Source organism: Actinoplanes sp. CA-252034 (genome assembly GCF_050956125.1).
In the GTDB taxonomy this organism is placed as follows: domain Bacteria; phylum Actinomycetota; class Actinomycetes; order Mycobacteriales; family Micromonosporaceae; genus Actinoplanes.
This window is the reverse complement of record NZ_CP191846.1, coordinates 6,329,197-6,355,247: the sequence shown is the minus strand read 5'-3', so window position 1 is coordinate 6,355,247 and position 26,051 is coordinate 6,329,197. Positions and strand designations below refer to the sequence as shown.

At 72.3% G+C, this 26,051-nt stretch carries 24 protein-coding genes; 12 read left to right on the top strand and 12 right to left on the bottom strand.

Features of this window, described 5'->3' with window-relative positions; translation table 11 throughout:
- Nucleotides 1-61: 61 nt before the first annotated feature.
- From ACQPZW_RS29330 to ACQPZW_RS29320, 3 genes are read right to left on the bottom strand one after another with little or no spacing between them, the layout of a single operon-like run.
- The gene (locus tag ACQPZW_RS29330; protein ID WP_433789253.1) at nt 62-448 is read right to left on the bottom strand and encodes a sensor histidine kinase; all 387 of its coding nucleotides are present in this window, start codon (nt 446-448) and stop codon (nt 62-64) included.
- Nucleotides 367-3,711, bottom strand: a complete 3,345-nt coding sequence (locus tag ACQPZW_RS29325; protein WP_433789252.1) for a PAS domain S-box protein — start codon at nt 3,709-3,711, stop codon at nt 367-369. Before ACQPZW_RS29325 ends, ACQPZW_RS29330 begins: the two co-directional genes overlap by 82 nt.
- A gap of 42 nt (nt 3,712-3,753) precedes the next feature.
- Nucleotides 3,754-4,881 (bottom strand): cytochrome P450, encoded by a 1,128-nt coding sequence (locus tag ACQPZW_RS29320; protein WP_433789251.1) that lies wholly within the window; start codon nt 4,879-4,881, stop codon nt 3,754-3,756.
- Between the two features lie 141 nt (nt 4,882-5,022).
- Between ACQPZW_RS29320 and ACQPZW_RS29315 the strand changes: the two genes are divergently transcribed.
- The 4 genes from ACQPZW_RS29315 to ACQPZW_RS29300 all read left to right on the top strand — a co-directional run bounded on the left by ACQPZW_RS29315 (nt 5,023) and on the right by ACQPZW_RS29300 (nt 7,159).
- Complete coding sequence (locus ACQPZW_RS29315) at nt 5,023-5,220, top strand: ferredoxin (RefSeq protein WP_433789250.1); 198 nt, start codon at nt 5,023-5,025, stop codon at nt 5,218-5,220.
- A gap of 93 nt (nt 5,221-5,313) precedes the next feature.
- Nucleotides 5,314-5,919, top strand: coding sequence for a hypothetical protein (locus tag ACQPZW_RS29310; protein ID WP_433789249.1), 606 nt, complete (start codon nt 5,314-5,316; stop codon nt 5,917-5,919).
- Nucleotides 5,920-6,008: 89 nt separating this feature from the next.
- Entirely contained in the window at nt 6,009-6,617 is a 609-nt protein-coding gene (locus tag ACQPZW_RS29305) for a TetR/AcrR family transcriptional regulator (RefSeq protein ID WP_433789248.1), read from the top strand.
- Nucleotides 6,614-7,159: an AAA family ATPase gene (locus ACQPZW_RS29300; RefSeq protein WP_433789247.1), complete on the top strand. Its 546-nt coding sequence runs from the start codon at nt 6,614-6,616 to the stop codon at nt 7,157-7,159. Before ACQPZW_RS29305 ends, ACQPZW_RS29300 begins: the two co-directional genes overlap by 4 nt.
- Nucleotides 7,160-7,175: 16 nt before the next feature.
- On the opposite strand, the gene ACQPZW_RS29295 is transcribed toward ACQPZW_RS29300, so the two are convergent.
- The 8 genes from ACQPZW_RS29295 to ACQPZW_RS29260 all read right to left on the bottom strand — a co-directional run bounded on the left by ACQPZW_RS29295 (nt 7,176) and on the right by ACQPZW_RS29260 (nt 15,217).
- Nucleotides 7,176-8,015, bottom strand: a complete 840-nt coding sequence (locus ACQPZW_RS29295; RefSeq protein ID WP_433789246.1) for a hypothetical protein — start codon at nt 8,013-8,015, stop codon at nt 7,176-7,178.
- 207 nt (nt 8,016-8,222) lie between these two features.
- Entirely contained in the window at nt 8,223-9,140 is a 918-nt protein-coding gene (locus tag ACQPZW_RS29290; protein ID WP_433789245.1) for a hypothetical protein, read from the bottom strand.
- 173 nt (nt 9,141-9,313) lie between these two features.
- The gene (locus ACQPZW_RS29285) at nt 9,314-9,931 is read right to left on the bottom strand and encodes a TetR/AcrR family transcriptional regulator (RefSeq protein WP_433789244.1); all 618 of its coding nucleotides are present in this window, start codon (nt 9,929-9,931) and stop codon (nt 9,314-9,316) included.
- 4 nt (nt 9,932-9,935) lie between these two features.
- Nucleotides 9,936-10,775, bottom strand: coding sequence for an oxidoreductase (locus tag ACQPZW_RS29280; protein WP_433789243.1), 840 nt, complete (start codon nt 10,773-10,775; stop codon nt 9,936-9,938).
- Between the two features lie 60 nt (nt 10,776-10,835).
- Nucleotides 10,836-12,056, bottom strand: a complete 1,221-nt coding sequence (locus tag ACQPZW_RS29275; protein ID WP_433789242.1) for a vanadium-dependent haloperoxidase — start codon at nt 12,054-12,056, stop codon at nt 10,836-10,838.
- 633 nt (nt 12,057-12,689) lie between these two features.
- Nucleotides 12,690-14,171, bottom strand: coding sequence for a cellulase family glycosylhydrolase (locus tag ACQPZW_RS29270; protein ID WP_433789241.1), 1,482 nt, complete (start codon nt 14,169-14,171; stop codon nt 12,690-12,692).
- A gap of 103 nt (nt 14,172-14,274) precedes the next feature.
- Nucleotides 14,275-14,580 carry a hypothetical protein gene (locus ACQPZW_RS29265; RefSeq protein ID WP_433789240.1) on the bottom strand — a complete coding sequence of 102 codons (306 nt, stop codon included), beginning with the start codon at nt 14,578-14,580 and terminating at the stop codon, nt 14,275-14,277.
- Nucleotides 14,581-14,608: 28 nt separating this feature from the next.
- Nucleotides 14,609-15,217 (bottom strand): hypothetical protein, encoded by a 609-nt coding sequence (locus ACQPZW_RS29260; RefSeq protein WP_433789239.1) that lies wholly within the window; start codon nt 15,215-15,217, stop codon nt 14,609-14,611.
- Between the two features lie 175 nt (nt 15,218-15,392).
- Here ACQPZW_RS29260 and ACQPZW_RS29255 point away from each other — a divergent pair, with 175 nt between their 5' ends.
- The 6 genes from ACQPZW_RS29255 to ACQPZW_RS29230 all read left to right on the top strand — a co-directional run bounded on the left by ACQPZW_RS29255 (nt 15,393) and on the right by ACQPZW_RS29230 (nt 23,093).
- On the top strand, nt 15,393-15,617 hold the full coding sequence (locus ACQPZW_RS29255) for a helix-turn-helix transcriptional regulator (RefSeq protein WP_433789238.1): 225 nt from the start codon (nt 15,393-15,395) through the stop codon (nt 15,615-15,617).
- A 238-nt stretch (nt 15,618-15,855) separates the two neighbouring features.
- On the top strand, nt 15,856-15,945 hold the full coding sequence (gene kdpF, locus ACQPZW_RS29250) for a K(+)-transporting ATPase subunit F (protein WP_433789237.1): 90 nt from the start codon (nt 15,856-15,858) through the stop codon (nt 15,943-15,945).
- Complete coding sequence (kdpA, locus tag ACQPZW_RS29245) at nt 15,945-17,591, top strand: potassium-transporting ATPase subunit KdpA (protein ID WP_433789236.1); 1,647 nt, start codon at nt 15,945-15,947, stop codon at nt 17,589-17,591. Before kdpF ends, kdpA begins: the two co-directional genes overlap by 1 nt.
- 35 nt (nt 17,592-17,626) lie before the next feature.
- Complete coding sequence (kdpB, locus tag ACQPZW_RS29240) at nt 17,627-19,720, top strand: potassium-transporting ATPase subunit KdpB (RefSeq protein WP_433789235.1); 2,094 nt, start codon at nt 17,627-17,629, stop codon at nt 19,718-19,720.
- 5 nt (nt 19,721-19,725) lie between these two features.
- A complete protein-coding gene (locus tag ACQPZW_RS29235) occupies nt 19,726-20,544 on the top strand; it encodes a potassium-transporting ATPase subunit C (RefSeq protein WP_433789234.1) in 819 nt (272 codons plus the stop codon).
- A 35-nt stretch (nt 20,545-20,579) separates the two neighbouring features.
- Entirely contained in the window at nt 20,580-23,093 is a 2,514-nt protein-coding gene (locus ACQPZW_RS29230; protein ID WP_433789233.1) for a DUF4118 domain-containing protein, read from the top strand.
- Between the two features lie 76 nt (nt 23,094-23,169).
- Here ACQPZW_RS29230 and ACQPZW_RS29225 read toward each other — a convergent pair whose 3' ends face one another.
- Nucleotides 23,170-24,114 (bottom strand): ArsR/SmtB family transcription factor, encoded by a 945-nt coding sequence (locus tag ACQPZW_RS29225; protein WP_433789232.1) that lies wholly within the window; start codon nt 24,112-24,114, stop codon nt 23,170-23,172.
- 67 nt (nt 24,115-24,181) lie between these two features.
- Here ACQPZW_RS29225 and ACQPZW_RS29220 point away from each other — a divergent pair, with 67 nt between their 5' ends.
- Nucleotides 24,182-25,390 (top strand): MFS transporter, encoded by a 1,209-nt coding sequence (locus ACQPZW_RS29220; protein ID WP_433789231.1) that lies wholly within the window; start codon nt 24,182-24,184, stop codon nt 25,388-25,390.
- A 69-nt stretch (nt 25,391-25,459) separates the two neighbouring features.
- The gene (locus ACQPZW_RS29215) at nt 25,460-26,050 is read left to right on the top strand and encodes an ArsR/SmtB family transcription factor (RefSeq protein WP_433789230.1); all 591 of its coding nucleotides are present in this window, start codon (nt 25,460-25,462) and stop codon (nt 26,048-26,050) included.
- The last annotated feature ends 1 nt before the right edge of the window (nt 26,051 follow it).

Genomic DNA, 26,051 nt, shown 5'->3' with positions numbered 1-26,051 from the left:
CTCTGCCGGATCCCCCCGACCCCGGCCGTCGGCGGGTCGAGGACCAGCCGGGACGCGTCGACTACCGGGAGGGGGCGGGCGCGAGATCGAGGATGAAACGGGACCCGCCGCCCGGGCCGGGCTCATGATGGACGTCGCCGTCGTTGGCGCGGGCCAGGCCGCGCACGATGTAGAGGCCGAGCCCGGTTCCCCTGACGGTGGTGGCGTCCCGGTCGGCCCGGGTGAGGCGGTCGAAGAGACGGTCCCGGAACTGCTCCGGCACGCCGGGCCCGCGGTCCTCGACGGTCACGTGCACCCACCGGTCGCTGCCGGTGATCCGCAGGGCGGTCGCGCCCCCACCGTATTTGGCCGCGTTGGACAGCAGGTTCACCAGGATCTGCTCCAGGTGACCGGGAGCGAACAGGACACGGGCGTCGTCGCCGTACACCGGAAGGCTCTCCAGGTCCATCGAGGACAGCACGCCGTCGATCTGGGCGCGCAGCGACAACTCCCGCCGGTCGGCGCGGATGCTGCCGGCGTCGATGGTGACCATCGCCAGCACTTCGCGGACGATGTCGTCGAGCCGGGCCGCCTGCCGGGCGATCGCGTCGACGGCCCGCCCCGGCGGTCGTCGTCGAGGAGCGTCCAGTCGTCGGCGAGGACCTCGGCCTGCCCCTGGATGGTGGTGAGCGGGTTGCCGATCTCGTGGCCGAGCATCCCGATGATGTCGAGTTTGAGCTGGTTGGCCGCTTCGAGCTCGGTGTTGCGCTCGGCGAGCGCGGCGGCCGCGTTGTCCCGGGCGCGTTCGGCGGCGCGGCGGCCGCTGATGTCGGTGACCACGCCGATCAGGTGTTTGGGGCGGCCGGTGTCGTCGCGGACCAGGGACACGGTGGCCTCGACGTCGACCCGGTGACCGTCGGCGTGCCGTAGCCGGCCCTCGCGGGTGTAAGACTCGGCCTCCCCGGCGAAGAGCCCGGCGAGCAGGTGCCGGCCGGCGGCGTCCTCGGCCGGGTCGAGCAGGTCCGCCTCGGCCCGGCCGGTGAGCTCGTCGACGGTGTGCCCGAGCATCTGGGCATAGGCGCGGTTGACCGCGGTCAGGGTGCCGTCGAGGGCGCGGATGACCTGCCCTGCGGCCGAGTTGTCGAACTGGGCGCGCAGCCGCTGCTCACTGTCGGCCAGCGCGAGCTCGGCGGCGCGGGCCGCGGTCACATCGGTGTTGATCTCCAGGACCTGGACCGGCTCGAGATGGCCGTCGGGACCCGGCTCCGGCTGGTGCAGGACCTGGCGGCTCATCACGGTCAACAGCCGGCCGTCGGCGGTCACGTGCTGCAGGCGGCCCTCCCAGCGGCCGTCGTGCTCGAGGCGTTCACGCTGCTCACCGGCGGTGCTGTGGGCGGGGTACGCGGTGGCCAGCAGCCGGTCGGCGGTCCTCCCGGTCGCGGCGGTGAGCGGCCAGCCGTACAGCTCGGTGGCGCGGGCGTTCCACCAGCGGATCGTCCCGTCCAGCTCGCGGACGATGACGGCGGCCGGGATCAGCTCCAGCAGGCGGGCCTGGCGGCGCAGCTCGGCCTCGGCGGTGCGCCGGGCGGTGATGTCCTCGACCTGGTTGACCACGTAGAGGGCGTTGCCGTCATCGTCGCGGACCACGGCGACCCGGATCGCGACCCAGATGGTGTGGCCCTGCCGGTGCCGGTAGCGGCGTTCCACGCGGACCGTGTCGATCTCGCCGGCGCGCAGCCGGCGGACCAGCTCGGCGGTGCCGGCCACGTCGTCGGGGTGCTGCAGGTCGGCGTAGGTCATCCGGCTCAGCTCGTCGGCGGAGTATCCGGTGATCGCCGACATGGCCGCGTTGGCGTGCAGGTAGCGGCCGAGATCGCCGGGTTGCAGGCTGGACAGGGTGAGCCCGACCGGGCTGTTGTCGAAGGTGAGCCGGAACCGGTTCTCGCTGACCGCGAGCTCGGCCAGCGCCCGGGCGGTGTGCGCGGCGTCGTCGGCGTGCCGCAGCGCCGAGCTGAGACTGTCGGCGAGCAGCAGCAACTGCTGTTCGTCGCTGTCGTCGAAGGCCCCGGTGCGGCTCGCGGCGATCTTCAGGATGCCGATCGGGGTGCCTTCGGCGTGCAGCGGCGCCACCATCATCGAGCCGATCCCGAGGCGGCGGCAGGCCTCCTGGTCGACCCGGGTGTCGGTGACGGTGTCCCGGGAGTGCGCCGGGGTGTCACGGGTGAGGGCCGTGCCGCTGAGCGATCCGGTGAGCGGGATCAGCGATCCGGTGAACTGCGCCAGGGTGCCGGCGGCTGCCACGTACGACAGATGGTCGTTCTCCAGAAGCTCGACGGCGGAGCCGTCGGCGGCCGGGAACAGGTCGACCGCGCGCTGGGCGACGGTGTGCATGGCCGCCTGCCGGTCGGCGGCCGCCGCCGTCACCTCCCGCTGGACCTGCAGCGTGTCCTTGAGCCGGCGCACCTGCGCGTCGGTCATCTCGGCGCGGGCCGCGGTGTCCTCGGCGTGCCGCAGCGCCCCGGTGAGGGCATCGGCCAGCAGGGTGAGCAACTGCTCGTCGCCGTCGTCGAACGCGGCGGTGCGGGTGCTGGCGACCAGCAGCACCCCGAAGACCGACCCGGCCGGGTCGCGCAGCGGCGCCACCACCAGCGAGCGCATGCCGACGGTGCGGGACATGGTGTGGCTGGCCCGCGGATCGGTGCTGGTGTCGTCGCAGCGCACGGTGACGCCGCCGGCCGCGGCGGTGCCGATGATCGATCCGGTGAGGGCGATGGCGGGCACGTCCCGGCCGGCGAGGCCGCCGGTGCCGGCCACCATCCGCATGGTGCGGCCCTCGGGGTCGATCAGATGGACCGACGCGGCTTCGCCGGTCGAGATCACCTCGAGGGTACGGTCGGCGATGAGCCGCAGTACCGCTTCCCGGTCGGCGGCCACCGCGGTGATCTCCCGCTGGACCCGGATCGTGGTGCGCAGCCGGTCGGCTTCGCGGGCGGCGGACTGCTCGGCCACGATCGCGTCGGTCACGTCCCGCCCGGTCGCCATGATCACCTGCTGGTCCGCGACCACCCGGCCGGACCAGTCCACCCACCGGTATCCGCCGTCCCGGGCCCGGCAGCGGACGGTGCCCTCCCGGAACGCGACGTCGTCGCCGTCGTCCGGGTGCCGCAGCGCGGACAGCCGGGTGCCGGTCAGCTCGTCCTGGCTCCAGCCGAGCAGCCGCCGCCAGGCCGGGTTGACCCGCAGCACGGTCCCGTCGAGAGCGGTGACCGCCAGCAGGTCCGGGCTCGCGGTGATCATCACGTCCAGCAGGTCCTGGCTGTCGGCGAGCGCCTGTCGGCCAGCGCTGTCGGCCACCTCGGCGATCAGGAACGGCGCGCCGGACCGGTCGTGGGCCAGGAAGTTGCGGCTGGAGATCCAGATCCGGGAGCCGTCCCGGCGCACCAGCACCCGCTCCAGGGCGGCCTCCCGGATCCGGCCCGCGATCATGCTCGCGAACACGTCGCCGACCGCGTCCCGGTCCTCCGGCGCGGCCACGATCTGCGACGACTGCCCGATCAGCTCGTGCCGGTCGTAGCCGAGAAGGTCCGCGAACGCCTGGTTCGCGGCCACGAACCGGCCGACCTCGCCCTCGGCCAGCGTGAGCACCGCCTTTGGGACCGGACTGGCGGTGAACGCCTCCACCAGCAGCTCCAGCGGCTGGCCGTCGACGCGTTCGAGGATCCCGACATGCACACGTACACGATCGGCCGGTTCGCCCGAATCGTGAGGGACCGGTCACCAGCGCACCGGCACCTCCTCCAGGCCGCCGACCAGCAGGCCCTGGCGGCGGCGCAGCTCCTCGACCGGCACGGCCAGCTCCAGTGTCGGCAGGCGCTCGAGCAGCACGCTCAGCACGGTCCGCAGCTCGACGCGGGCCAGCGACTGGCCGAGGCAGGAGTGCGGGCCGGCGCCGAAGGTCAGATGCGGATTGGGGGAACGGGCCAGGTCCATCACGTCGGGATCGGTGAAGACCCGTTCGTCACGGTTGGCCGACGGCATCGCCGACAGTACGGTCGTGCCCGCCTCGACGATCGTGCCGGCGATCTCGACGCGCTCGGTGACCAGCCGGTGCGTACCGAATCCGAGGTTGGCGTCGAATCGCAGGACCTCCTCGACGGCGGTCGGCACCAGGCCGGGGTCGGCGAGCAGGCGCTCCCAGCGCTCGCGCCGGGCCAGCAGCATGGCCGCCATCTTGCCGATCATGTTGGCGGTCGTCTCGTGGCCGGCGACGAGCAGCGCCTGCCCGGTGAAGACCAGCTCCGGCTCGGAGAGACGGCCGTCCTCGGCGTCGACGACGGTGACCAGCTCGGAGAGCAGATCGTCACCCGGCTGCTCGCGCTTGGCCTCGACGTGGGCCTGCATGTACGCCCACAACTCCCGCCCCGACGCACTCGTCTCCTCGGCGGTGAACCGGGTGATGTTGAGGAACCGGTCCGACCAGTGGGCGAACCGCTCCCGGTCGGACGCGGGCACCCCGAGCAGGTCGCAGATCACGTAGACCGGCAGCGGGAAGCCCAGCGCGGTCCGCAGGTCGGCGGGTGCCCCACCGGCGATCATGTCGTCGACGAGCTGGTGGGCGATGCGCGTGATGCCCGGCTGCAGGGCGGTCATCCGCCGGGCGGTGAACGAGCGGGTCAGCAGCCGCCGCCAGCGCTGGTGCCCGGCCTCGTCGTCGAGGAACGCCGGCCCGGTGCCCATGGCGTTGCCGCCGGCCGGGGTGTTGCGGACGAACCGGCGGTCGGTGATCGTCGTGCGGACGTCGTCGTAGCGGGTGAGCAGCAGCGCGTCGGTGCCGGCGGCGGTCCGCACGTGGGCCACGGGGCAGCTCGCGCGCAGCTCCTCCCACTGTGCGGGCGGATCCACCGCGGTCGGGGTGTGAACGGGTAATCGAGCACGTTCTCCTGATCCGGCATGCCGCCTCCTCGAGTAAACGTCTGATTACTTGGTAGCGTACGGCCAGGACGACGAGGTAGCAAAGGTTCAAAACGGTCACCGGGAGGTCCTGTGCAGATCGCCGTCGACGAGGAGAAATGCATCGGCGCTGGTCAATGCGTGATGGCGGCGCCCCACGTGTTCGACCAGCGCGACGAGGACGGTGTCGTGGTCGTTCTGGACAGCTCTCCGGACGAGGGCGGGCAAACGGCCGCCCGCGCCGCCGCCGCCGGCTGCCCCGTGGCGGCGATCACGGTGACCGGCGACTGACCGCGGGGCGCCCGGCAGCGGCAATCTCACATGTGGTGATCCACACGCTTTCCGGGACGGCGTGGCCGAATCCGGATCTCTACCATTCCGCCGGTGAAGATCGCCCTACGGCATGTCATCCCGGTCCTCCTCGGGACCGCCCTGCTGACCGTCGCCGCCTGTGACGACGGTGATCCGCCGTCATCCGCCCGCGAACCGGGCGCCGCCGCCCGCTGGACCGGCTTCGTCAAGGAATGCCCCGTCCTCACCGGCACCGATCCCGGCAGACGGACGGCCGCCGCCTACGACGGGCCCAACCTGTTCAGCCTCCGCTGCCAATACGTCACCACCGAGGCCAGACAGAAAGTCGTCCTGAACGTGACCGTGTACCGTGCCGCCAGCGGGGGCAGCACGGCCGAACAGCTCGCCGTCGCCACGATGGAGAAGGACCGGGCGACGACCACCGTCATCGCCGGCGCGCCCTCCCCGTCGGTTCCGTCGCTTCCATCGGCATCGCCATCGGCGTCCGCCGAGACACGGCCGATCGACGAACTGGGCGACAGCGCCTTCGCCCGCCTCGTCCCGGACAGGGGCGTCCGTGTCTACGCCCGCAGCGCCAACGCCGTGGTCCAGCTCGACTTCACCGACTCCCGGGACGGCCGCAAAGCCCTCACCACCGCCACCGACCTGACCCGCCAGGCGCTCACGAAGCTGCACTGACGTCACGGCCGAGGCCACCTCCCGGGCACGCCGTCGTGGTCGGCCCGGCCCCGGACGAACCGTCGCAACGCACCCAGTACGGTCGACGAGTGACGAACGCCGCCGATTCTCGTAAACGCGGTCCGCGTGGTCCGTACGTCTCCGGTCGGGAAGCCCAACGGGCCATCATCGACGCCGCCCGGGACGTCTTCGCCGAGCATGGTTTCCGCGGCGGCGTCCTCCGCGACGTCGCCGACCGGGCCGGCGTCAGCGCCGCCAACATCATCCATCACTTCGGTTCCAAGGAAGGGCTGCTCGTAGCCCTGCTGGACGAGCGCGACCTGGGCAACAGCCGGGAGTTGAAGGCGACCTCGGACGGCTTCGTCGCCGGCCTCCGCGACCTCGTCCGCCGCAACGCGGCGGACCGCGGCATGGTCCATCTCTTCAGCACCCTCGCCGCTGAGGCGACCGCTTCCGGTCATCCCGCCCACACCTTCTTCCAGAAGCGGTACGCCGAGGTGCGCCGAGCCGCCACCGAGGGCGTCGAGACCGCTCGCGAACAGGGCACCCTGCCCCCAGGCCCGCCCGCTGCCCTGGTCGCCGCCAACCTGCTCGCGGTGATGGACGGCCTGCAGACCCAGTGGCTCCTCGACCCCGACTTCGACATGGTGGCCGCCTTCGACGCGCACCTGACCGCCATCGGCGCCGCCCAACCATGACCGTTCCCGCCCATGAGGTTCCGGCCGGCCGGGCGCTGCTGATCACCGGACCCGTCGGCGTCGGCAAGACGACGATCGCCGAAGCCGTCGGTGACCTTCTACGATCCCGGCAGGTCCCGCACGCCGTGATCGATGTCGACTGGTTGCGACGATCCTGGCCGACCCCACCGGACGACCCCTTCAACGCCGCGACGACCCTGCGCAATCTGGCCGCGGTGTGCGGCAACTACCTGGCCGACGGCGCTCAGCGCCTGATCCTTGCCGGCGTCATCGAGACCCGTGCCGAACGCGACGCCTACCAGGCCGCTGCCGGCGTCCCGTTGCTCGTCTGCCGCCTGCACGCCGACCCGCCCACGATCCGTGAGCGGCTGACCGCCCGTCTGGGCGCCGGCTCCCCGGAGTTGCCCTGGTTCGTCGAACGGGCGGCCACCCTCGACCGCGTCCTCACCGCCGCCGGTGTCGCCGACACCGTCGTCGACGCCGGCCACCCGGTCCCCGAGGTCGCCGCCGACGTGCTCGCCACGGCCGGCCTGGACCGCTGACCCCCGATCCGCTGACCTACGAGACCGGGGGCAGGTCGATTCGGAAGTCCCATACCCGGGTGAGGGCACCGACCTGGAAGACGACCGTCCGAGTCGTGGATCGCCCGGCCTTCAGCGTCTTCGGCTGGTCTCGGGCGCGGGCCGCGGTCATGGCGCGGTCGGGTTCGTACCCCGTCGAGTCGAGGTCTCCACCGAGCAGTCGGACGTGCTTCTCGATGTCATTGCGCAGCGGGACATCGCCGGTGTTCTCGATGCGCAACACCAGGGCGAGGGCTCGATTGCCGGCGGAGGGGAAGATCTCCAGGGCCTCCGGGAGGTACGGGTCGCGATACGGCACCGGGTCGTCCGTGCGGAGGAGGGTGACCGACAGTTGTTCGCCGTTCTCGCCTCGGAAGCGGTTGGTGGAGCCGTCCCACCGCGTCTCCGGCGAATGATCGAAGGCTCGGAAGTTCTCCGTGTCCAGGGCGGACATCCGCTCCAGCCACTCGTTGCGGTATTCGATCAGTTCGTTCCGGCGCTCGATCTCCTCCGAGGTGAGATCGCGCGTCTGAGGGCCGACGACCGGAGCGGCGGCGGGCGGACGGTCATGGGTCGCCCCCACCAGTCCGATGCTCGTGGCCAGCGTGACGCCCGCGAACAGGGCGAGCCCCGTCCTCCGCCATGACAGGGCCGGGGGCGGTGCCGGGGGAGGAGACGCCGAGGGTGCCGGCGGCAGCGGCGCGTCCACGAGAGCGGCGGGCCCGGCCCGGCGGGTGGCGCGGGCGGCCAGCAGCCCACCGGCGAACGCGGCGGCGGTGATCGCCGCGATCGCCAACCGCCGGTTTCGGAGCGGTGAGCGGGACGGCGGAACAGTCACGGGTGGGACCATCGGCCGCCGGCCGGGCGGTCTGAGGGAATCACCGGGCGCTGTGAGGTTGCCGCGGGCCGGATGCTGTGAGGGCGGTGGGTTGTGCGGTGCGCCGGGCTGTGGGTCCGGCGGTGTGCGGGGCCGTGGGCCGGGCGGTCTGGGGAGACCGCCGGCCAGGTCAGGCGATCAGGGCGCGGATGCCGGTGGCGGACGGGTTCACCTGGAAGACGACCGTTCGGGTCCGGGTCGCTCCGGGGGGAGTTCGGGCAGGCCGGCCGCTGGAGACCCGGTCCTGCTGGGGTCGTACCCGTACTCGCCGCCCTGGTCGTCGAAGAGCCAGACATGCTCCTCGATGTCGGTGCGGAGCCGGACGAGGCCGATGTTCTCGACCTGTGCCTCCACGGCGATCATTCGGTCGCCGGATGACGGGTCGATCTGCGGGACGTCGGGGAAGGCGGGATCGCGATCAGGCTCCGGGTCACCTACACGGAGGAGAGTGACACGCGCCCGCTCACCGTCGTCGCCTCTGAAGATCAGGCGCTTGTCGCCCTGCCGGATGAGCTCACCGTCGAACGGGACGGCGGCGTCGGCCGGCGGCTCCGGACGCCAGGTCGGCACCGGCAACCGCTGGTAGAGGTGATCCCGGACGGCGTCGGCCGACAACGGGCTCGCGACAACGCTCGTGACGTCGACCGGTTCGTGGTCCGTCCAGCGTCCGGCGGAGATCGGATCCCATCCGGCGCCGACGACGAGCACCATGCCGGCGGCACAGGCGACCCACACCGCACGCCGCCGGCCGGACCGGCGGCGTGCGGGCGAGGTGCCGGCACGTCGGGCGACCCAGGCGGTCGCCAGGTCATCGACGATGGAGGTGGCGCCGGTCCCGGTCGTGGACGCCTGAGCGGTGCCACCCGCCGGTACGGCTTGGGTGGGAGCGCCGGCGGGGGCCGCGGTGCCGGTGTGCCCTGGGGGCCTGGCAACCGCAGACTCGCCGGGGCGGGGAGTAGCACCGCCGTGCCCCGGCGGCACGGCGGTCGTGGGGTTGCTGGTGCGGGGTGGTGACGGGGTGGTGGTCACTCGGGGCGCGGCCTCGCGAGGGGCGCGGGCGATGGGCATGGAGCGGGCGATGGGCATGGCGCGGGCGATAGGCGTGGCGCCGGCGCGGCGTGTGGCCCAGGTGGCCGCCGGGCCGGTGACGGCGGCAGCCGCGACCGCCGCGATGGTTCTGCGGCGGTGTCGGTGTGGCGGAAGGGGCTCGGGCACAGGCGCGATCATCGGTGGGCCGCGCGACGATTTGAGGGAAACCGCTACCGGTCCGCGACTCCCAGCAGCGGGCGCAGGACGTCGTCGACGACGTGGACCACCCACGGGCCGTCGAGGGGCTCGCCGGAGAGCAGGAGACGGTGCCAGAGCAGGGCTTTTCCCACCTCGACCAAGGTGGTCACGTCGGGGGAGGGCGGAAGCTCGCCGCGGGTCACGGCGCGGTCCAGGACGGCGGCGGACTCGGTCACGCCGGTCGACAGGACGTGCTCGTGCAGCAGGCGGCCCAGCGACGGGTCGGAGCGGATCGCCGCCAGGAGGCTCAGCACGATCGGCTGTTTGCGCTCGTAGACGCGGCAGAAACCGGTCATCGCGGCGATCAGGTCACCGCGCAGGGAGCCGGTGTCCGGCAGTGGTGGATGGTCGATCATCAGGCCGTGCAGGGCGGCGGCGACCATGTCGGGCTTGCCGGACCAGCGGCGGTAGATGGTGGCCTTGCTCGCCCGGGCCCGGCGGGCGACCTCGTCGATCGACATCCGGTCGTAGCCGACCTCGGCCAGCAGCTCGCGGATGGCGTCGAGGATGGCCGTCTCACGGGCCGGGTCCAGGCGGTGCTGGGTGGCCGGTGACGGCGACATCCCGGCCTCCCGAACGAAGAACGTCAAACGATCACTGAGCGTTGGTGAAAGTACCGTATCGCACGCCGGTCAGCTCCTCCGAGATCGCCCACAGCCGCCGTGCCGACGCCTCGTCGCGGCCGGCCGGCGACACCTCGATCCGGGTCGGACGGCCCCGCCGCTCACCGGGGCCGTCCGGCCCGTACGCCTCCCCGGTCCGTCCCTCGGTCGCGGCCCGCAGCAGAGGCAGGGCGCCGACGGCAGCGGACTGCGCCGACAGGCGCACCAGGGCGATCACCAGGTCACGCGCCCGGTTACCGGTGCGGGCCAGATCGGTGTGCGCGACGCCGGGGTGCGCGAGGACACTGATCAGCCCGGTACGCCGCCCGAGCTCCAGCCCGAACAGGACGTTGGCGAGTTTCGACTGGCAGTAGGCGCCGAACTGCCGGTAGCGCCGCTCACCCATCAGGTCGTCGAAGTCGATGCGGCCGCGCCGGTGCAGTCCACTCGTGACGGTGACGACCCGGCCGCCGGGGTCGAGGGCGGGCAGCAGCAGACCGGTGAGCGCGAAGTGGCCGAGATGGTTGACCCCGAGTTGGCGCTCGAACCCGTCGGTGGTCAGCTCCCGACGCGGGACGGCCATCACCCCGGCGTTGTTGATCAGGAGATCGAGTCGTCCGTACTCCTGGAGGAACTCCCGCGCGAAGCGCCGCACCGACGCGAGGTCGCCGAGGTCGAGGGGCCGCCAGACCGCGCCGATCCGGGTCGCCGCCGCCTCGCCGCGCTCCCGCGCGCGCGCCGCGATGATCACTTGATGACCCTGTTCGGCCAGGCCGAGCGCTGTGTGAAAGCCGATGCCGCCGGACGCGCCGGTGATGATGACGATTCCCATGTACGGTACGGTACCGTACACCTTGCGAGCGTGGAAAGGGCCGGGCCGCGAACGGGCCGATCAGTGGCGGGGGCGGAGAGCGGTGGCCAGCACCTCGCGGGCGACGGCGCCGCCCGCGGACAGACCGGCCCGGTTGCTGAAATCGAAGTGCAAACCGCCGTAGACGCGGGAACGGCCTGCCTCGGCCGCGGCCGCTGAGAAGCCGGGGTACGTTCGAGCGGCCGCCCCGGGAGCCGAGTCGGTGGTGTGGGCGAACGCGATCCGGTCGGTGTGGAAGAAGGCGGCCAGCACCGTCGCGGCCGCGCCACTGTAGGAGCTGTGGCCGGACACGTACTCCGGTGTGCCGCCGACACTTCCGGCGCGCGCCGTCCAGGCCGGGTCGGTGGTCTCGCGGATCGCCGTCGTCGGACGCCAATGCCGGTACGTGAACTTCGTCGACACCGTCACCACCGTCGTGTCGGCCAGCGCCATCGTCAGCAGGGCCGCCAGCCGGGACTCGTCGGCCAGTCGCAGGTGCCGGCTCTCGGCCACGGTCAGGGCGATACGCAGCCACTCGCCGGGCGGCTGAACCGAACCCGCCGGCAGCGACCAGAACTGGTAGGTGGCCAGCAGGTCCGGGCGGTCCACGGAGGCGTCACCCAGAGCGGCCACCTCGGCGTACGCGGTGGCGTAGGCCGCGGAGTCCGGGGCGGGTGGGGCGGCGGGCACGTGACGGGCCGGGGCGGTGATCGCGAACGGGCGGACGTTGCGGTACTGCGCACCCGACCAGGCGGAACGGAACACACCCGGGCCCGAGCCGGCCGGCTGGCTCTCGACGGGAGTGCTGCCGTCGGCTGCGCGGGCCTCGACAACCGCCGCGCCGACCGCGGCACCCCAGGCCGCGCCGCTGTCCACGCCCCGGTGCAGTGCGGCCAGGTCGGCGGCGAGACGGGCGTCGTAGACGGAGGCCCGCGCGGCGTCGGTGCGGACCAGCACGGCATGGGCGGCGGAGGCAGCAGCGGCCTGCGGGTTCGCGTGCCGTGGGCCCCGGCCGGTGACCAGCGCCGGGGTGTACGTGCCGGAGATCCCGTTGACCGCGTCGTAGACGGCCACGTCGACCAGTGCGTACAGCCTGGCGGCGTCGGCGTCGGACGCCCGGGTCAGCCGCACCGCGTCGAGGGCCAGCCCGTTCCAGTCGGCCACCGCGTGAATGTCCGGCTCGGAGGCGGCCGCGTGCGCCGCCGGCGATGCGAGACCGGCGCCGAGCAGCGCCGACATGATCACGACCAGGATTCTCCGCACGCACACAGCGTCCCGCATCGGCGCTCGACGGGGATCGATGTGTCAAGGACGCGACTCCCACCCGGCCGCCGGCGTCGCGACTCCGCTCACCGGCTGGTCGGTTGGGTCCTGATCGTCCTCAGTGGTGACCGGGGCGGAGCAGCGCCCGGTCGCCGGCACTGCGACTCCGTCCCCCTGCCGACCGGCGCGGTCGCGACGAGGCGGCCCGGTCACGTCACTCGGCCGGCTCGGGGGACTCGTCTGGCCGGGGTGAGTCCGCCGGTCGTCGGGGCCGGAAGTCGGTATTGCCGGCGACGTCACCGGCCCTTTGCGGAAGCCGGCTGCGGAGCGGGTCCACGACGCCGCCGGTGCTCCCGGATGGCGGCAGGTCGACGACTTCGAGGGGCTCGGTGATGGGCACCATGGCAGACCTTTCCGGCAGGGCCGTCAACGACGGACGGGGAACAGGGCGAGCTGCCCGGTCGAGGGAAGGGTGGCGAGGAGAGACCGGGGGAAGGGCGGCGAGAGGGTCGAGGGAAGGGCGGCGAGGCGACCGGGAGAAGGGTGGCTAGGAGACCCCCGGCGGATGCTGTCACGCCGCCATCATGCCTCGCCGGTATGACACTTTCGGTCCCCGGGCGGCGCGCGGGTGCGTCAGGACATCGCCACGTCGTCGAACCAGACGGTGCCCCGGTTGTCGCCGGACTTCAGGTGCAGCTGGACGCCGGCCGCGCCGGGCGGGGCGACCGTCTCCACGGCCAGCTTCGTCCAGCCGGTGGTGCCGTGGGGCAGGCGGTTCGAGTTGTGCTGGCTGAGCCAGCGGCCGTTGGCGTCGAACCAGCTCAGCGTGATCTCGGTGATGCCGGTCGAGGAGGCCCCCTTGGCGTACGCCTCGGCCCGCCAGCGGTGACCCGGTTGCACCGGCGTGATCGGCGACGTGACCAGCGACGGCAGGCCCGCCGAGGTACGCGTGGTGCCGGCGAAGCGGGCCGCGGCCCGGCCGGTGCGGGCGGTGCCGGTGGCGACCTTGGCGACGCCGGCCTTCGGCAGGTTCGACCGCCAGGGCGACTCCGCAGCGGTCGACTCGAAACCCAGGTTGAGCACGCTGTTCGGGGTCGCGCCGGTGGTCCAGGCGTCCTTGACCACGGCGGCCGCGGCCTTCGGGGAGCCGTCGGTGCGGTGCAGGCCGAACTTGTACTGGGCCGGCTTCGCCGACACCGCGGAGTGGGCCGGGATCGCCCCGGGCAGGAAGTCGGTGAACGTCCACGGCGACACCGAGCCGACCCCGGCCTCGCGGGCCGCCCGGAACACCCGGGACAGGAACGCGGCCTGCTCACCCTCGCTGTCGGTGACGCTGCTCAGCCCGGTCTCACCGATGACGATCGGCGACGGCGCGACCGCGGCCTGCGCCTTGCGGATCTCCGCGAGCGACCGTTCCGAGCTGCCGTAGAAGTGGAAGTCGTAGTAGTCCAGCGGGGTGCCGGCCAGCGCCTTCTTGATCTTGCCGAGGCCGGGGGCGCCGGTCGTGCCGTCCACCGACAGGGTCAGCGGCATCGCCGGGGCGGCGACGCGCATCGCCGGGATCACCTTGCGCACCCAGGCGACGGCGGCGGTGTCGTCCGGCTGGAACTCGTTCTTCAGCTCGACGGCGATCACGCGGGGGTCGTCGGCGTACGGCGCGAGCACCGCCTTCGCCCAGTTGACGCTCCGGCCGACCTCGGTGTAGCCGTCCCACCAGTCGAACAGGGTGAGCTTGACCGTCATGCGGTTCTTCGCGGCGATGCCGATGAAGGTGCTCAGGCGCTCGGCGTACACACCGGGGGCCTTGGGGTAACCGAAAGCCTGCGGGAAGACGATGACCCGCACGTTGTCCGCGCCCAGCGCGGCCGCCTTGGCCAGATCCGCGTCGATCCGCTTCGCGTCGAACGCCGTCCACATCGACGACCAGGCGGCGTTCGACGGGTAGTAGTTGAGGCTCTTCGCCACGCGCACCGACGCCAGCCGGCCGGCCAGGGTCGGCACGGCGGCCGCGGAGATCCCGGTCGCCGTGTCGGCGGAGGCCGGTGCCGTCGGCACGGCCACGCCGAGGAGAAGCGCGGACGCCAGGACGGCCGCGCGCAAACGAGCGCTGCGCATTGTCGGTGTAGGCCCTTCTCGATGAAGCGGAATGGCCTACTGATCGGCGTCTGTCACGCCGGCGGCAGAGCTGAGGGAGGGTAGAGGCGTTGCTATTCGGTGGTCAGGCGCCGGTGGCCATCCGGATCAGCGCGTTGCCGCCCAGCATCAGCACGTCGGCGCCGGCGATGAACGCCATGCCACGCTTGAGCAACTGCTCGGCGAGACTCGGCTCGGCGGCACGGAAGCCGCGCACCACCAGGATGATCGCGCACAGCACCAGCGGAACCCCGCCGACCAGCAGCAGCCCGACCTGCCACGGTGTGTCGCCGCCGGCCACCAGCAGGGCCAGCAGCGCGGCCGGCAGGATGCCGAAGAACAGGACGGCGAGGACGGCGTACCAGCGCAGGGGTCCGATCGGGTTGCTCACGGCGCAGATCGTAGCGGGGAGGGTGGAGTCACCCGTCCCTGCCGCACGGGATCGCCTCGGCATCCGGGTTGCGGACGATCCGCGCGGCGGCGAGCCCTTCCGCCGGCCACGTGTCGTGTGCGCGGGCCGGGCGCGGGGCCAGGCCGGTCTTCGTCCGCTCCCAGCTCTCGCCGCCGACGGTGAAGTCCATCCGCGCGGTGCGCCACAGCGGCACGTCGGCGAGCGCCATCGAACGGCCCATCCGGTGCCACGTCTCCTGGAGGATGTCGCGCTGCACCCAGATGACCATCTCCCGGCACGGCGGCACGGTGGCGACGACGATCTCCGGCCGGTACGCGTCGCCGTCTCCGATCGCCTGCAGCACCACATCGGTCACCGGCTGCGACGACGTGTTTCGCACCGTGATCCGGGTCACGTGCCTGCGGAGATCGGCCTTGTCGACGTAGGGGCCGTCCTCCCAGAAGACGACCTGGTCGGCGTCCCGCTCGATCTCCTTGCGCTGCTGCTCGCAGAAGGTGAGGCCGCCGATCACCACGCCCGGCACCGCCAGGAGCGCGGCCCACCGGGCGGCCCGGAGCTCCCTCTTCCGGATCCCGAGCGTCGGAGGCTCCGGATCGTCTTCGCGAAGTGTCACCACGTACCGAAGAATGCGGCTTTGCCGGAAATTAAACGACATTCAACACGCGGGTGTCGCTCTCCGGAGAACACCCCGCGACGGAGGGCCCCGGGCGGGTGTCTCGCCGGAGGATGCCCTTCTCGCTCGCGGCGGTCGCCTGTACAGTTGCCCTATGACAGTTAGCGTAGGGCAAGGCATGATCGACAGTGAGTTCGTCGGCGCCCACGAGCTTCGGGTGCTGCTCGACGGGATCAGCCGGCAGCGGGTCTACCAGCTCACGGCCCGTCCGGACTTTCCGGAGCCGGTGGCGGATCTGGCGCAGGGCAAGGTCTGGCGGACCAGTGAGGTGACGGCGTGGATCGCCCAGCGCCGACGGTCGGACGAGGAGGCGCCGGACGCCCGGCCCGCAGAGCAGCCATGAGCCGTCCGCCGGGCCAGGTGACGGGCGTCACGGGAGGCGTCAAAACGGCGTCAACATCGCGAGCCCCGGCGTAGGCATCGCGTGAACGCCGGTGACGGCGGGTTCGCGGCGCGGTTGGCTGCTCCTTGTGACCCCCTCGCTTCATCAAGGAGCTCCCCGTGGCTGATCTGTTGTTCGTCGTGCTGACGGTGGGGCTGTTCGCAGCGTTCACCGGGCTGGTCAAGGCGGCCGAGCGCTGATGAGTGCCGTCAACCTGATCGGCCTCATCCTGGCCGTCGCCCTGGCCGCCTTCCTGGTCGCCGCCCTGCTCTTCCCGGAGAGGTTCTGATGGCCGGCTGGCTGTTCGTGCTGACCCTCGCCGTGGCCCTCGCGGCGGTGTACCGGCCGTTCGGCGATCACATGTTCCGCGTCGTCACCGGCACCCGGCACAACCGGATCGAGCGCGGTGTCCACCGGCTCGTCGGCGTGGACGCGAGCGCCGGGCAGACCTGGGGTGTCTACGCGCGCAGCGTGCTCGCCTTCTCCGCGGTCTCGATCCTGTTCCTCTACGCCTTCCTGCGGCTGCAGGACAGGCTGTGGCTGTCACTGGGCCTGCCCGCCGTGCCGGACCACATCGCCTGGAACACCGCGGTCAGCTTCGTGACGAACACGAACTGGCAGGCCTACTCGGGCGAGTCCACGATGGGCCACCTGGTGCAGATGGCCGGGCTCGCCGTGCAGAACTTCGTGTCGGCGAGCGTCGGCATCGCGGTCGCCGTGGTGCTGATGCGTGGCCTGGCCGCTCGCGGTGAGAAGGCGCTCGGCAACTTCTGGGTCGACCTGATCCGGATCACCCTGCGGATCCTGCTGCCGGTGTCGGTGCTCGCGGCGATCGTGTTCATGCTCGGCGGCGTGGTGCAGAACCTGTCCGGCGGCGTCGACGTGACGACGCTGACCGGCGGGGCGCAGCACATCACCGGCGGGCCGGTCGCCTCCCAGGAGGCGATCAAGGAACTGGGCACCAACGGCGGCGGCTTCTACAACGCCAACTCGGCCCACCCGTTCGAGAACCCGACCGCGTGGACCAACTGGCTGCAGGTCTTCCTGATCCTGCTGATCCCGTTCACGCTGCCGCGCGTCTTCGGCCGGATGGTGGGCCAGAACCGGCAGGGCTACGCGATCGCCGCGGTCATGGCGATCCTCGCGCTCGGCAGCATCGCGCTGACCGTCGGCTTCGAGACGCACGGCGCGGGCACGGTGCCGCAGGCGGTCGGCGCGGCCATGGAGGGCAAGGAGGTCCGCTTCGGCGTCGCGAACTCGGCCACCTTCGCCGCCGCGACCACCCTCACGTCGACCGGCGCGGTCAACTCGTTCCACGACTCGTATACCGCTCTCGGCGGCATGATGCCCCTGGTCAACATGATGCTCGGCGAGGTCGCGCCCGGCGGGGCCGGGTCGGGGCTCTACGGCATGCTGATCCTGGCGATCATCACGGTCTTCGTGGCGGGGCTGATGGTCGGGCGTACCCCCGAATATCTGGGAAAGAAGATCCGGGCGCGCGAGATCAAGCTGGCGTCCCTCTACTTCCTGGTCACCCCCGTCATCGTCCTGGGGGGTACGGCCGCGGCGTTCGCGACCGGAAACGCCTCCACGGTGCTCAACGTGGGTCCGCACGGCCTCTCCGAGGTGCTGTACGCGTTCACGAGCGCCGGCAACAACAACGGCTCCGCGTTCGCCGGTATCACCGTCAACACCCCCTGGTGGGACACGGCGCTGGGGCTCGCGATGCTGTTCGGCCGGTTCCTGCCGCTGATCCTGGTGCTGGCGCTGGCCGGTTCGCTGGCCGGGCAGCGGCCGGCACCGGAGAACGACGGCACCCTGCCCACCCACCGGCCGCTGTTCGTCGGCATGGTCGCCGGCGTGACCGTCGTGCTGGTGGCGCTGACCTTCCTCCCGGCGCTGGCGCTCGGCCCGCTGGCGGAGGGCCTGTCATGACCGGGCAAACCCGTGAGCTGCAGAAAGGGATTCCGATGACCGCCACCCTGGACGACCTGATCGAGGCCGGCCCCACCCCGCCGCCCGCCCCGGTCAAGGCCGGCCTGCTCGACCCGCGGCAGCTGTGGCGCTCCCTGCCGGCCGCGCTGCGCAAGCTGGACCCGCGGGTGATGTGGCGCAACCCGGTGATGTTCATCGTCGAGGTCGGTGCGGTCTTCACCACCGTGCTCAGCATCGTGGAGCCGAGCCTGTTCGCGTGGCTCATCACGATCTGGCTGTGGCTGACCGTGGTCTTCGCCAACCTCGCCGAGGCCGTCGCCGAGGGCCGGGGCAAAGCGCAGGCCGCCACGCTGCGCAGCGCCAAACAGGACACCGTCGCCCACCTCCGGGACGGCCGGGACGTCACGGCCAGCGATCTGAGGCTCGGCGACGTGGTGATCGTCGAGGCCGGGCAGATCATCCCCGGGGACGGCGACGTCATCGAGGGGATCGCCAGCGTCGACGAGTCGGCGATCACCGGCGAGTCGGCTCCAGTGATCCGCGAGTCCGGTGGGGACCGGTCGGCGGTCACCGGCGGCACACGGGTGCTGTCCGACCGGATCGTCGTGCGGATCACCCAGAAGCCGGGGGAGAGCTTCGTGGACCGGATGATCGCCCTGGTCGAGGGCGCGAACCGGCAGAAGACCCCGAACGAGATCGCGCTCAACATCCTGCTCGCCGCGCTGACGGTCATCTTCCTGCTGGCGGTCGTCACCCTGCAGCCGCTGGCGATCTTCTCGAAGGCGTATCAGGCGGCGGCCCCGGACACCACGGCGATCGACGGCGACGGCGTCACCGGGATCGTGCTGGTGTCGCTGCTGGTCTGCCTGATCCCGACCACCATCGGGGCGCTGCTGTCGGCGATCGGCATCGCGGGCATGGACCGGCTCGTGCAGCGCAACGTCCTGGCGATGAGCGGCCGCGCGGTCGAGGCGGCCGGGGATGTGAACACCCTGCTGCTGGACAAGACGGGCACGATCACTTTCGGGAACCGGAGGGCGGCGGAGTTCGTACCCCTCGATGGGGTTGATCTCGAGGATCTCGCCGGAGCGGCGCGGGTGAGCAGCCTCGCGGACGAGACGCCCGAGGGCCGCTCGATCGTCGAGTTGGCCGAGTCGGAGTACGGGCAGCGCGAGCCCGGCCCGGCGGGTGACGCGACGTTCGTGCCGTTCACCGCCCAGACCCGGATGAGCGGCGTCGACCTCGGCGGCCGCCGGATCCGCAAGGGCGCCGCGACGGCGGTGACGAAGTGGGTGCGAGCCAACGGCGGGCAGCCGGGCGAGCAGGTCGCCGAGATCGTCGACGCGATCAGCGGCTCCGGTGGCACCCCGCTGGTGGTGGCCGACAATGATCGGGTGCTCGGGGTGATCCACCTCAAGGACGTGGTCAAGCCGGGCATGCGCGAACGGTTCGCCGAGATGCGCCGGATGGGCATCCGCACCGTCATGATCACCGGCGACAATCCGCGCACGGCGGCCGCGATCGCCGCGGAGGCCGGCGTCGACGACTTCCTCGCCGAGGCCACCCCCGAGGACAAACTCGCGCTCATCCGGCAGGAGCAGGAGGGTGGGCGACTGGTCGCGATGACCGGCGACGGTACGAACGACGCGCCCGCACTCGCGCAGGCCGACGTCGGCGTCGCCATGAACACCGGGACGTCGGCTGCGAAAGAGGCCGGCAACATGGTCGACCTCGACTCGGACCCGACGAAACTGATCGAGATCGTCGAGATCGGCAAGCAGCTTCTGATCACCCGTGGCGCGTTGACGACGTTCTCCATCGCCAACGACATCGCCAAGTACTTCGCGATCATCCCGGCCATGTTCGCCGCCGTTTACCCGGGCCTGGACACGCTCAACATCATGCGGTTGCACTCACCCGGCTCGGCGATCCTGTCCGCGGTGATCTTCAACGCGATCGTGATCGTGTTCCTGATCCCGCTCGCCCTGCGCGGCGTCCGCTACCGGCCCTCGCCGGCCGCCGTCCTGCTGCGCCGCAACCTGTTGATCTACGGCCTCGGCGGCGTGCTCACCCCGTTCCTCGGCATCAAGCTCATCGACCTGCTCATCCAGCTCATCCCCGGGATCTGATCACCATGCGACTTCCCGTCTGGCTCGCCCAGCACCTGGCCGCGCTGCGCGCGCTGCTCGTCCTCACCGCCGTCGTCGGCCTGGCCTACCCGCTGCTCCTGGTCGGCGTCGGCCGGATCCCCGGCCTGTCCGACAGGGCCGCCGGATCGATGACGCCGGTCGGCAGCACCCTGATCGGCCAGTCGTTCACCGACGCCGCCGGCGACCCGGTGCCCCGGTATTTCCAGAGCCGTCCGTCCGCGGCCGGCGACGGCTACGACCCGACGGCCACCGGCGCGAGCAACCTCGGCCCGGAGGACGTCGTCGACACGCCGGCCCGGCAGAGCCTGCTCACCCGCGTGTGCACCCGCAGCCTCGCCGTCGGCAAGCTCGAAGGCGTCGACGGCAGCCGCCCCTACTGCACCGGCGACGGTGTCGGCGCGGTGCTAGCGGTCTTCCACCGCGACGGGTTCACCGGGCCGATCACCCGGGTCGTGTCGGTCAACCAGACCGGCACCCCGTTCACCGCCACCTACCGGGGCGTGACCGTGGAGCCCGCGACCGGGGGCCAGGACTACCGGGCCCTCGGCGGCGTGATCACCCCGATCCGCGGTGACGCCCCGGACCGGCCGGTCGTGCCCGCCGACGCGGTCACCGCCGGCGCCAGCGGCCTCGACCCGCACATCAGCCCCGCCTACGCCACACTGCAGGCCCCGCGTGTCGCGCGGGAACGCGGGCTCGACCTCGCCGGCGTCCAGGGGATGATCACCGCGCACACCCGGGACTTTCTCGGTGAACGGGGCGTCAACGTCCTCGACTTGAACCTGGCGCTCGACGGCAGGTGACCGGACACGCCCGGCACGGCCCTACGGAGGATGCGATGGCACGCGGGGAACTGCGTATCTACCTCGGCGCCGCGCCGGGCGTGGGCAAGACGTACACCATGCTCGAGGAGGCGCACCGCCGCGCGCAACGCGGCACCGACGTGGTGATCGCCCTGGTCGAGACCCACGGCCGCCGGCACACCGCCGCCATGCTCGGCGACCTGGAGGTGGTGCCGCGCCGGGAGACGACCTACCGGGGAGCGACGTTCACCGAGATGGACCTCGACGCCGTCCTCGCCCGCCGGCCCGAGATCGCCGTCGTCGACGAGCTCGCGCACACCAACGTCCCGGGCTCCCACAACGGCAAACGCTGGCAGGACGTCCAGGACCTGCTCGACGCCGGCATCAGTGTGCTCACCACCGTCAACGTCCAGCACCTGGAGTCGCTCAACGACGTCGTCGCCCGCATCACCGGCGCCGAACAGCGCGAGACCGTCCCCGACGCGGTGGTGCGCGCCGCCGAGCAGGTCGAGCTCGTCGACATGACCCCGGAGGCACTGCGCCGCCGGATGGCCCACGGCAACGTGTACCGGCCCGAGAAGGTCGACGCCGCGCTCGGTAACTACTTCCGCACCGGCAACCTCACCGCGCTGCGGGAGCTGGCCCTGCTGTGGCTGGCCGACAAGGTCGAGGAACAGCTCGACAAGTACCGCGCCGACAACGACATCGACGCCACCTGGGAGACCCGGGAGCGTGTCGTGGTGGCGCTGACCGGCGGTCCCGAGGGCGACACCTTGATCCGGCGGGCCGCGCGCATCGCCGCCCGGACCAAGGGCGCCGACCTGCTCGCCGTGCACGTCACCCGTAACGACGGGCTGGCCGGCGCCGACCCCGCCCAGCTGGCCCGGCAGCGGCTGCTCGCCGAGAGCCTCGGGGGCACCTACCACCAGGTCACCGGCGCCGACATCCCGCAGGCGCTGCTGGAGTTCGCCCGCGGCGTCAACGCCACCCAGATCGTGCTCGGGGCCTCCCGCCGCGGGCGGTTCGCGCAGATCCTCTCCGCCGGTGTCGGCGTCACCACGATCGCCCGGTCCGGGTCGATCGACGTGCACCTGGTCACCCACGAGCGCGCCAACCGCGGCCGCCGTCGCGGACCGCTGCCGGCGGCGCTGTCGCGCAGCCGCCGCATCGCCGGGTTCGTCACCGCGCTGCTCGGGCTGCCACTGCTCGTGCTCGCGCTGCGGGTGGGGCCGGCGCTGTCACTGACGAACGACATCCTGCTGTTCCTGGTGGCGGTGGTCGGGGTCGCCCTGATCGGCGGTCTCTGGCCCGCGCTGCTCGCCGCGGTCGGCGGATCTCTGGTGCTGAACTGGTTCTTCACCCCGCCGTACGGCCGGTTCACCATCGCCGAGAGTCAGAACCTGCTGGCCCTGGGCATCTTCGTGCTGGTCGCGGTCGCGGTCAGCTGGGTCGTCGACACCGCGGCCCGCAAGACCCGGCAGGCCGCGCAGGCCTCCGCCGACGCGCAGACGCTGGCCACCGTCGCCGGGAGCGTGCTGCGCGGCGAGCGCCCGCTGATGGCGTTGCTCGACCGGCTGCGGGAGACGTTCGCGCTCGACTCGGTGACCCTGCTCGAGAACGGGGCCGTCGTGGCCGGAGTCGGGCAGCCCGGCTGCGAGCGGGCCGGCGACGCCGACATCGAGGTCAAGGTCGACGACAACCTGCTGGTGCTGATCAAGGGCCGGATCCTGCAGGCCTCCGACCGGCGCATCGTCGAGGCCTTCGCCGCCCAGGCCGCGGTCGCGCTCAAACAGGAGCGTCTCGCCGGCGAGGCGGCCACCGCCAAACCACTCGCGGCAGCGGACCGGATGCGGACCGCGTTGCTCGCCGCCGTCAGCCACGATCTGCGTACGCCACTCGCGTCCGCGAAAGCATCGGTCGCCGGGCTGCGCAGCCGGGACGTGCAGTTCGACGACGACGACCGGGAGGAGCTGCTCGCCACCGCCGACGAGTCCCTCGACCGGCTCGACCGGCTGGTGGCGAACCTGCTCGACATGAGCCGCCTGCAGGCCGGGGCGCTCGGCGTCACCCCGGTCGAGGTGGGCGCCGAGGAGGTCGTACCCCGCGCTCTCGACGATCTCGGCCCGGCGGGCCGCACCGTGACCGTCCACGTCCCGGACGACCTGCCGATGTTGCACACCGACCCGGGCCTGCTGGAGCGCGTGCTGGTCAACCTCGTCGCCAACGCGCTGCGCTACAGTCCGCCGGACCGGCCACCGGTGATCACCGGAAGCAGCCACGGCGACACCGTCGAGTTGCGCGTCATCGACCACGGGCCGGGCATCCCCGCCGACCGGTGGGACGACGTCTTCCTGCCGTTCCAGCGTCTCGGCGACCGCGACAACCACACAGGCGTCGGGCTCGGGCTGGCGCTGTCGCGCGGCCTGACCGAGGCGATGGGCGGCACCCTGACCCCCGACGAGACCCCGGGCGGCGGTCTCACCATGGTTCTGGCCCTGCCCACCGGCGCCCCGCCCACCGGCGCTTCGCATGATCCGGGATCCGCCTGATCGGTGCCCAACCTGATCGGCGCCCCGCCTGGTCCGGGGCCCGGCCTGATCCGGGCCCCCGTTGGATCCGCCTCCGTCACCGGCCGGCCAGGGAGTCGCCCAGTGAGGTGCGCTCGTAGTACACCGCCCGGCCGCTGCGCCGCCCCACGATCGCCCCGGCATCGCGCAGCGTTGCGAGGTGGCCCGACACGGTGCCGAGCGAGACGCCGAGGAGCAGCGCGAGCTGTGACGGTGTCGTCGGGTCCGCCAGCGCGGCGAGGACGCGTGCGCGGCCCTCACCGATGAGCCGGGCGACGCCGCCGGCCGGGACGTGCACCTGCTCCAGGGCGCCCCGGGCCGGGTAGACCAGGGCGAACCGGGGCGGCGCCTCACACGTCCACTGCCCGACCGTCCCGGTGTGCGGCACCAGCACGAGCCCCTGGTCACCGATGGTCAGGTCCGGGTGGGTCTGGGTGGAGAAGAGGATCGCGTCCGGGCCCGCCCACCGGATCTTGCCGATGCCGCTGATGGCCTGCCGCCAGCCGTGGGCCGCGAGCACACCCGCCCGGTGCCGGATGTCGCGTTCCATCACGGCCCGGCGGCGTGGCCAGTCCGGCTCGACGAACCACTGCCAGCCGCGGGCGAACACCGCCGCGGCGGAGGCGGCGACCCCGTCGGCATCGGCCCAGTCGACGCTGCTCGCGATCCAGGCGAACCGGCGCGACTCGGCGATCGTCGCTCTCGCCCCGGCGTCGTCGACGGCACGCATCTGTGCCAGCTCGTCGTCGATCCGGGTGGTCATCGACGACGGGGGGACGGCCACGAAGTCGGGCAGGTACTTCGTGGCCGACACCAGCCGCAGCAGACCCGCGGCGAACGGATCGTGATCGAGCCAGCCCGCCAGCGCGGTGGCCTGCGGGCCGGGCCGGCCGCCGTCGATCTCGCATCGCAGAGTGATCAGCCGGCTCAGCGTCTCGGCCAGCGGAGAGAGCGCGAAACGGCAGGCGCGCAGGGCGTCGGGACCGAGGCGGATCAGGGTCATGCGCCGACCTTGCGGCATCTGCCGCAGGAGTTCAAACCGGCGGTGGTACGCGACCACGATGACCGCCGTGACAACCGATCTCTCCGCCACCCCGGTACGCCGTCTGCTGCGCGGCCGTTTCGGGTGGTTCTTCGCCGGCCGTACCGTCGACATGTTCGGAAGCTCGATGACCACGGTCGCCTTGTCGCTGGCCGTGCTCCAGGCCTCCGGCCGCGCCACCGACCTGGGCCTCGTGCTCGCCGCCAACATCGTGCCGATGCTCGCTCTGCTGCTGCTCGGCGGGGTGCTGGCCGACCGGGCGAGCCGTCGTCTCCTGCTCATCGCCGCCAACTCGGTCAGTGCCGCCGCCGTCGGTGGCATCGCCGTCATGCTGCTCACCGACCGTTACCACCTCGCGGTGATCGTGGCGCTCTCGCTGGTGGCCGGGGCGGCCGGCGCCTTCGCCTCGCCGGCGCTGCGCGCGATCGTGCCCGAGCTCGTCGCCGACACCGATCTGCAGCGGGCCAACGCGCTGCTGGCCGGCAGCGGCCATGCCGTGCGCATCCTCGCGCCGACCGCGGCCGGTCTGCTCACCGCCACGGCCGGCGGGGGCTGGGCGCTGGCGGTGGACGCGGGCAGCTACGTGCTGGCGGCGGTGCTCTTCCTGCGGCTGCCGGCCGGGAGCCGGACCTCGCCCACGGCTCCCGCGATGGGACGTGACCTCGTGGCCGGGTGGCGGGTCTTCCGGTCGCTGCGCTGGGTGGCGCTGACCAGCGTGTCCTTCGCGGTGGTCAACGCGGTGAACGTCGGCCCGTGGAACGTGCTCGGCCCGATGCTCGTGTCCTCGCACGGTGGGCCGCTCGGCTGGGGCGCGGTGCTGTCGGTCCGCGCCGCCGGGCTGCTGCTGATGAGCATCGTGGCGGTGCGGCTGGTGTTCCGGCGGCCACTGCGGACCGGACGGTTGCTCGGTGTCCTTCCGGCGTTGCCGCTGCTGGCGCTGGGGGTCTCCGGTGAGCCGTGGATCGTGGCCGCGGCGGCGTTCGCCGGTGGGCTCGGCTTCACGATCTCGGCCATCACCTGGGACACCGCTCTGCAGACGCGGGTGCCGCGGGAGGCGCTGTCGCGGGTGTCGGCGTTCGACGACCTGTTCTCGTTCGTCGCGATTCCGCTGTCACAGCTGGCCGTCGGGCCGCTCGCCGCCGCGGTGGGGGCGGGGAGGGTGGCCGTGCTGTGCGGGGTCGCCTACCTGGTCGCGGCCCTGTTACCGCTGCTCGGCGAGGAGATGCGTCGGGGGTGACGCCTGCCGCGGCCGCCGCATTCCAAGCATTTGCTTGACATCGCGAACCGTCCGAACAAGACTCCAAGCATGTCCTTGGAATCCGGTCGACGGAAAGTCGGCGAAGCCACGGCCCTGCGCGCCCTGGCTCACCCGTTACGTCTCAAGCTGCACGCGCTCGTGGGCCGCGAGGGGCCGATCACCGCCGCCGAGGCGGCCCGCCAGCTGGGCGTCAGTCAGGCCCTCGCGTCCCATCACCTACGCCACCTGGCCAAATACGGGTTCGTCGAGCCGGCCGACGCCGGTGACAACCGGGAGCGCCCCTGGCGGATCACCGCGACCTCCCAGCAGTGGGATCCGGGGGAGTCCACCGACGCGTGGGAGCAGGTCGACCTGATCGAGCGGTTCCTGCTGGAGCGCAGCGCCGCCCAGCTCGCCGACTGGCAGCAACGCCGCGGCGACGAGGACCCCCGGTGGACGGAGAGCACCGGCGTCTCACAGAACCTCGTCTACCTGACCGTCGACGAGATGGCCGAACTGTCCCGGGCCTGGGACGAGCTGATCACACCGCTGGTCGACCGCCGCCCCCTCGGCGACCCGCGGAGCCGTCCGGCCGGCGCGGTGCCCGTCGACGTCACCCTGGTGGCCGTCCCGGTGCCGCCCACCGTCTCGGGCGGCTGAG

Bases quoted from the DNA above. Each gene is read 5' to 3' on its own strand.
- kdpB (WP_433789235.1), top strand. From the start codon at position 17,627: ATGACCGCCACCCTGGACGACCTGATCGAGGCCGGCCCCACCCCGCCG.
- ACQPZW_RS29290 (WP_433789245.1), bottom strand. From the start codon at position 9,140: ATGCCCATCGCCCGCTCCATGCCCATCGCCCGCGCCCCTCGCGAGGCC.
- ACQPZW_RS29215 (WP_433789230.1), top strand. From the start codon at position 25,460: ATGTCCTTGGAATCCGGTCGACGGAAAGTCGGCGAAGCCACGGCCCTG.
- ACQPZW_RS29255 (WP_433789238.1), top strand. From the start codon at position 15,393: ATGATCGACAGTGAGTTCGTCGGCGCCCACGAGCTTCGGGTGCTGCTC.
- ACQPZW_RS29280 (WP_433789243.1), bottom strand. From the start codon at position 10,775: ATGGGAATCGTCATCATCACCGGCGCGTCCGGCGGCATCGGCTTTCAC.
- ACQPZW_RS29300 (WP_433789247.1), top strand. From the start codon at position 6,614: ATGACCGTTCCCGCCCATGAGGTTCCGGCCGGCCGGGCGCTGCTGATC.
- ACQPZW_RS29230 (WP_433789233.1), top strand. From the start codon at position 20,580: ATGGCACGCGGGGAACTGCGTATCTACCTCGGCGCCGCGCCGGGCGTG.
- ACQPZW_RS29225 (WP_433789232.1), bottom strand. From the start codon at position 24,114: ATGACCCTGATCCGCCTCGGTCCCGACGCCCTGCGCGCCTGCCGTTTC.
- ACQPZW_RS29270 (WP_433789241.1), bottom strand. From the start codon at position 14,171: ATGCGCAGCGCTCGTTTGCGCGCGGCCGTCCTGGCGTCCGCGCTTCTC.
- kdpA (WP_433789236.1), top strand. From the start codon at position 15,945: ATGGCCGGCTGGCTGTTCGTGCTGACCCTCGCCGTGGCCCTCGCGGCG.
- kdpF (WP_433789237.1), top strand. From the start codon at position 15,856: ATGAGTGCCGTCAACCTGATCGGCCTCATCCTGGCCGTCGCCCTGGCC.
- ACQPZW_RS29235 (WP_433789234.1), top strand. From the start codon at position 19,726: ATGCGACTTCCCGTCTGGCTCGCCCAGCACCTGGCCGCGCTGCGCGCG.
- ACQPZW_RS29330 (WP_433789253.1), bottom strand. From the start codon at position 448: ATGGACCTGGAGAGCCTTCCGGTGTACGGCGACGACGCCCGTGTCCTG.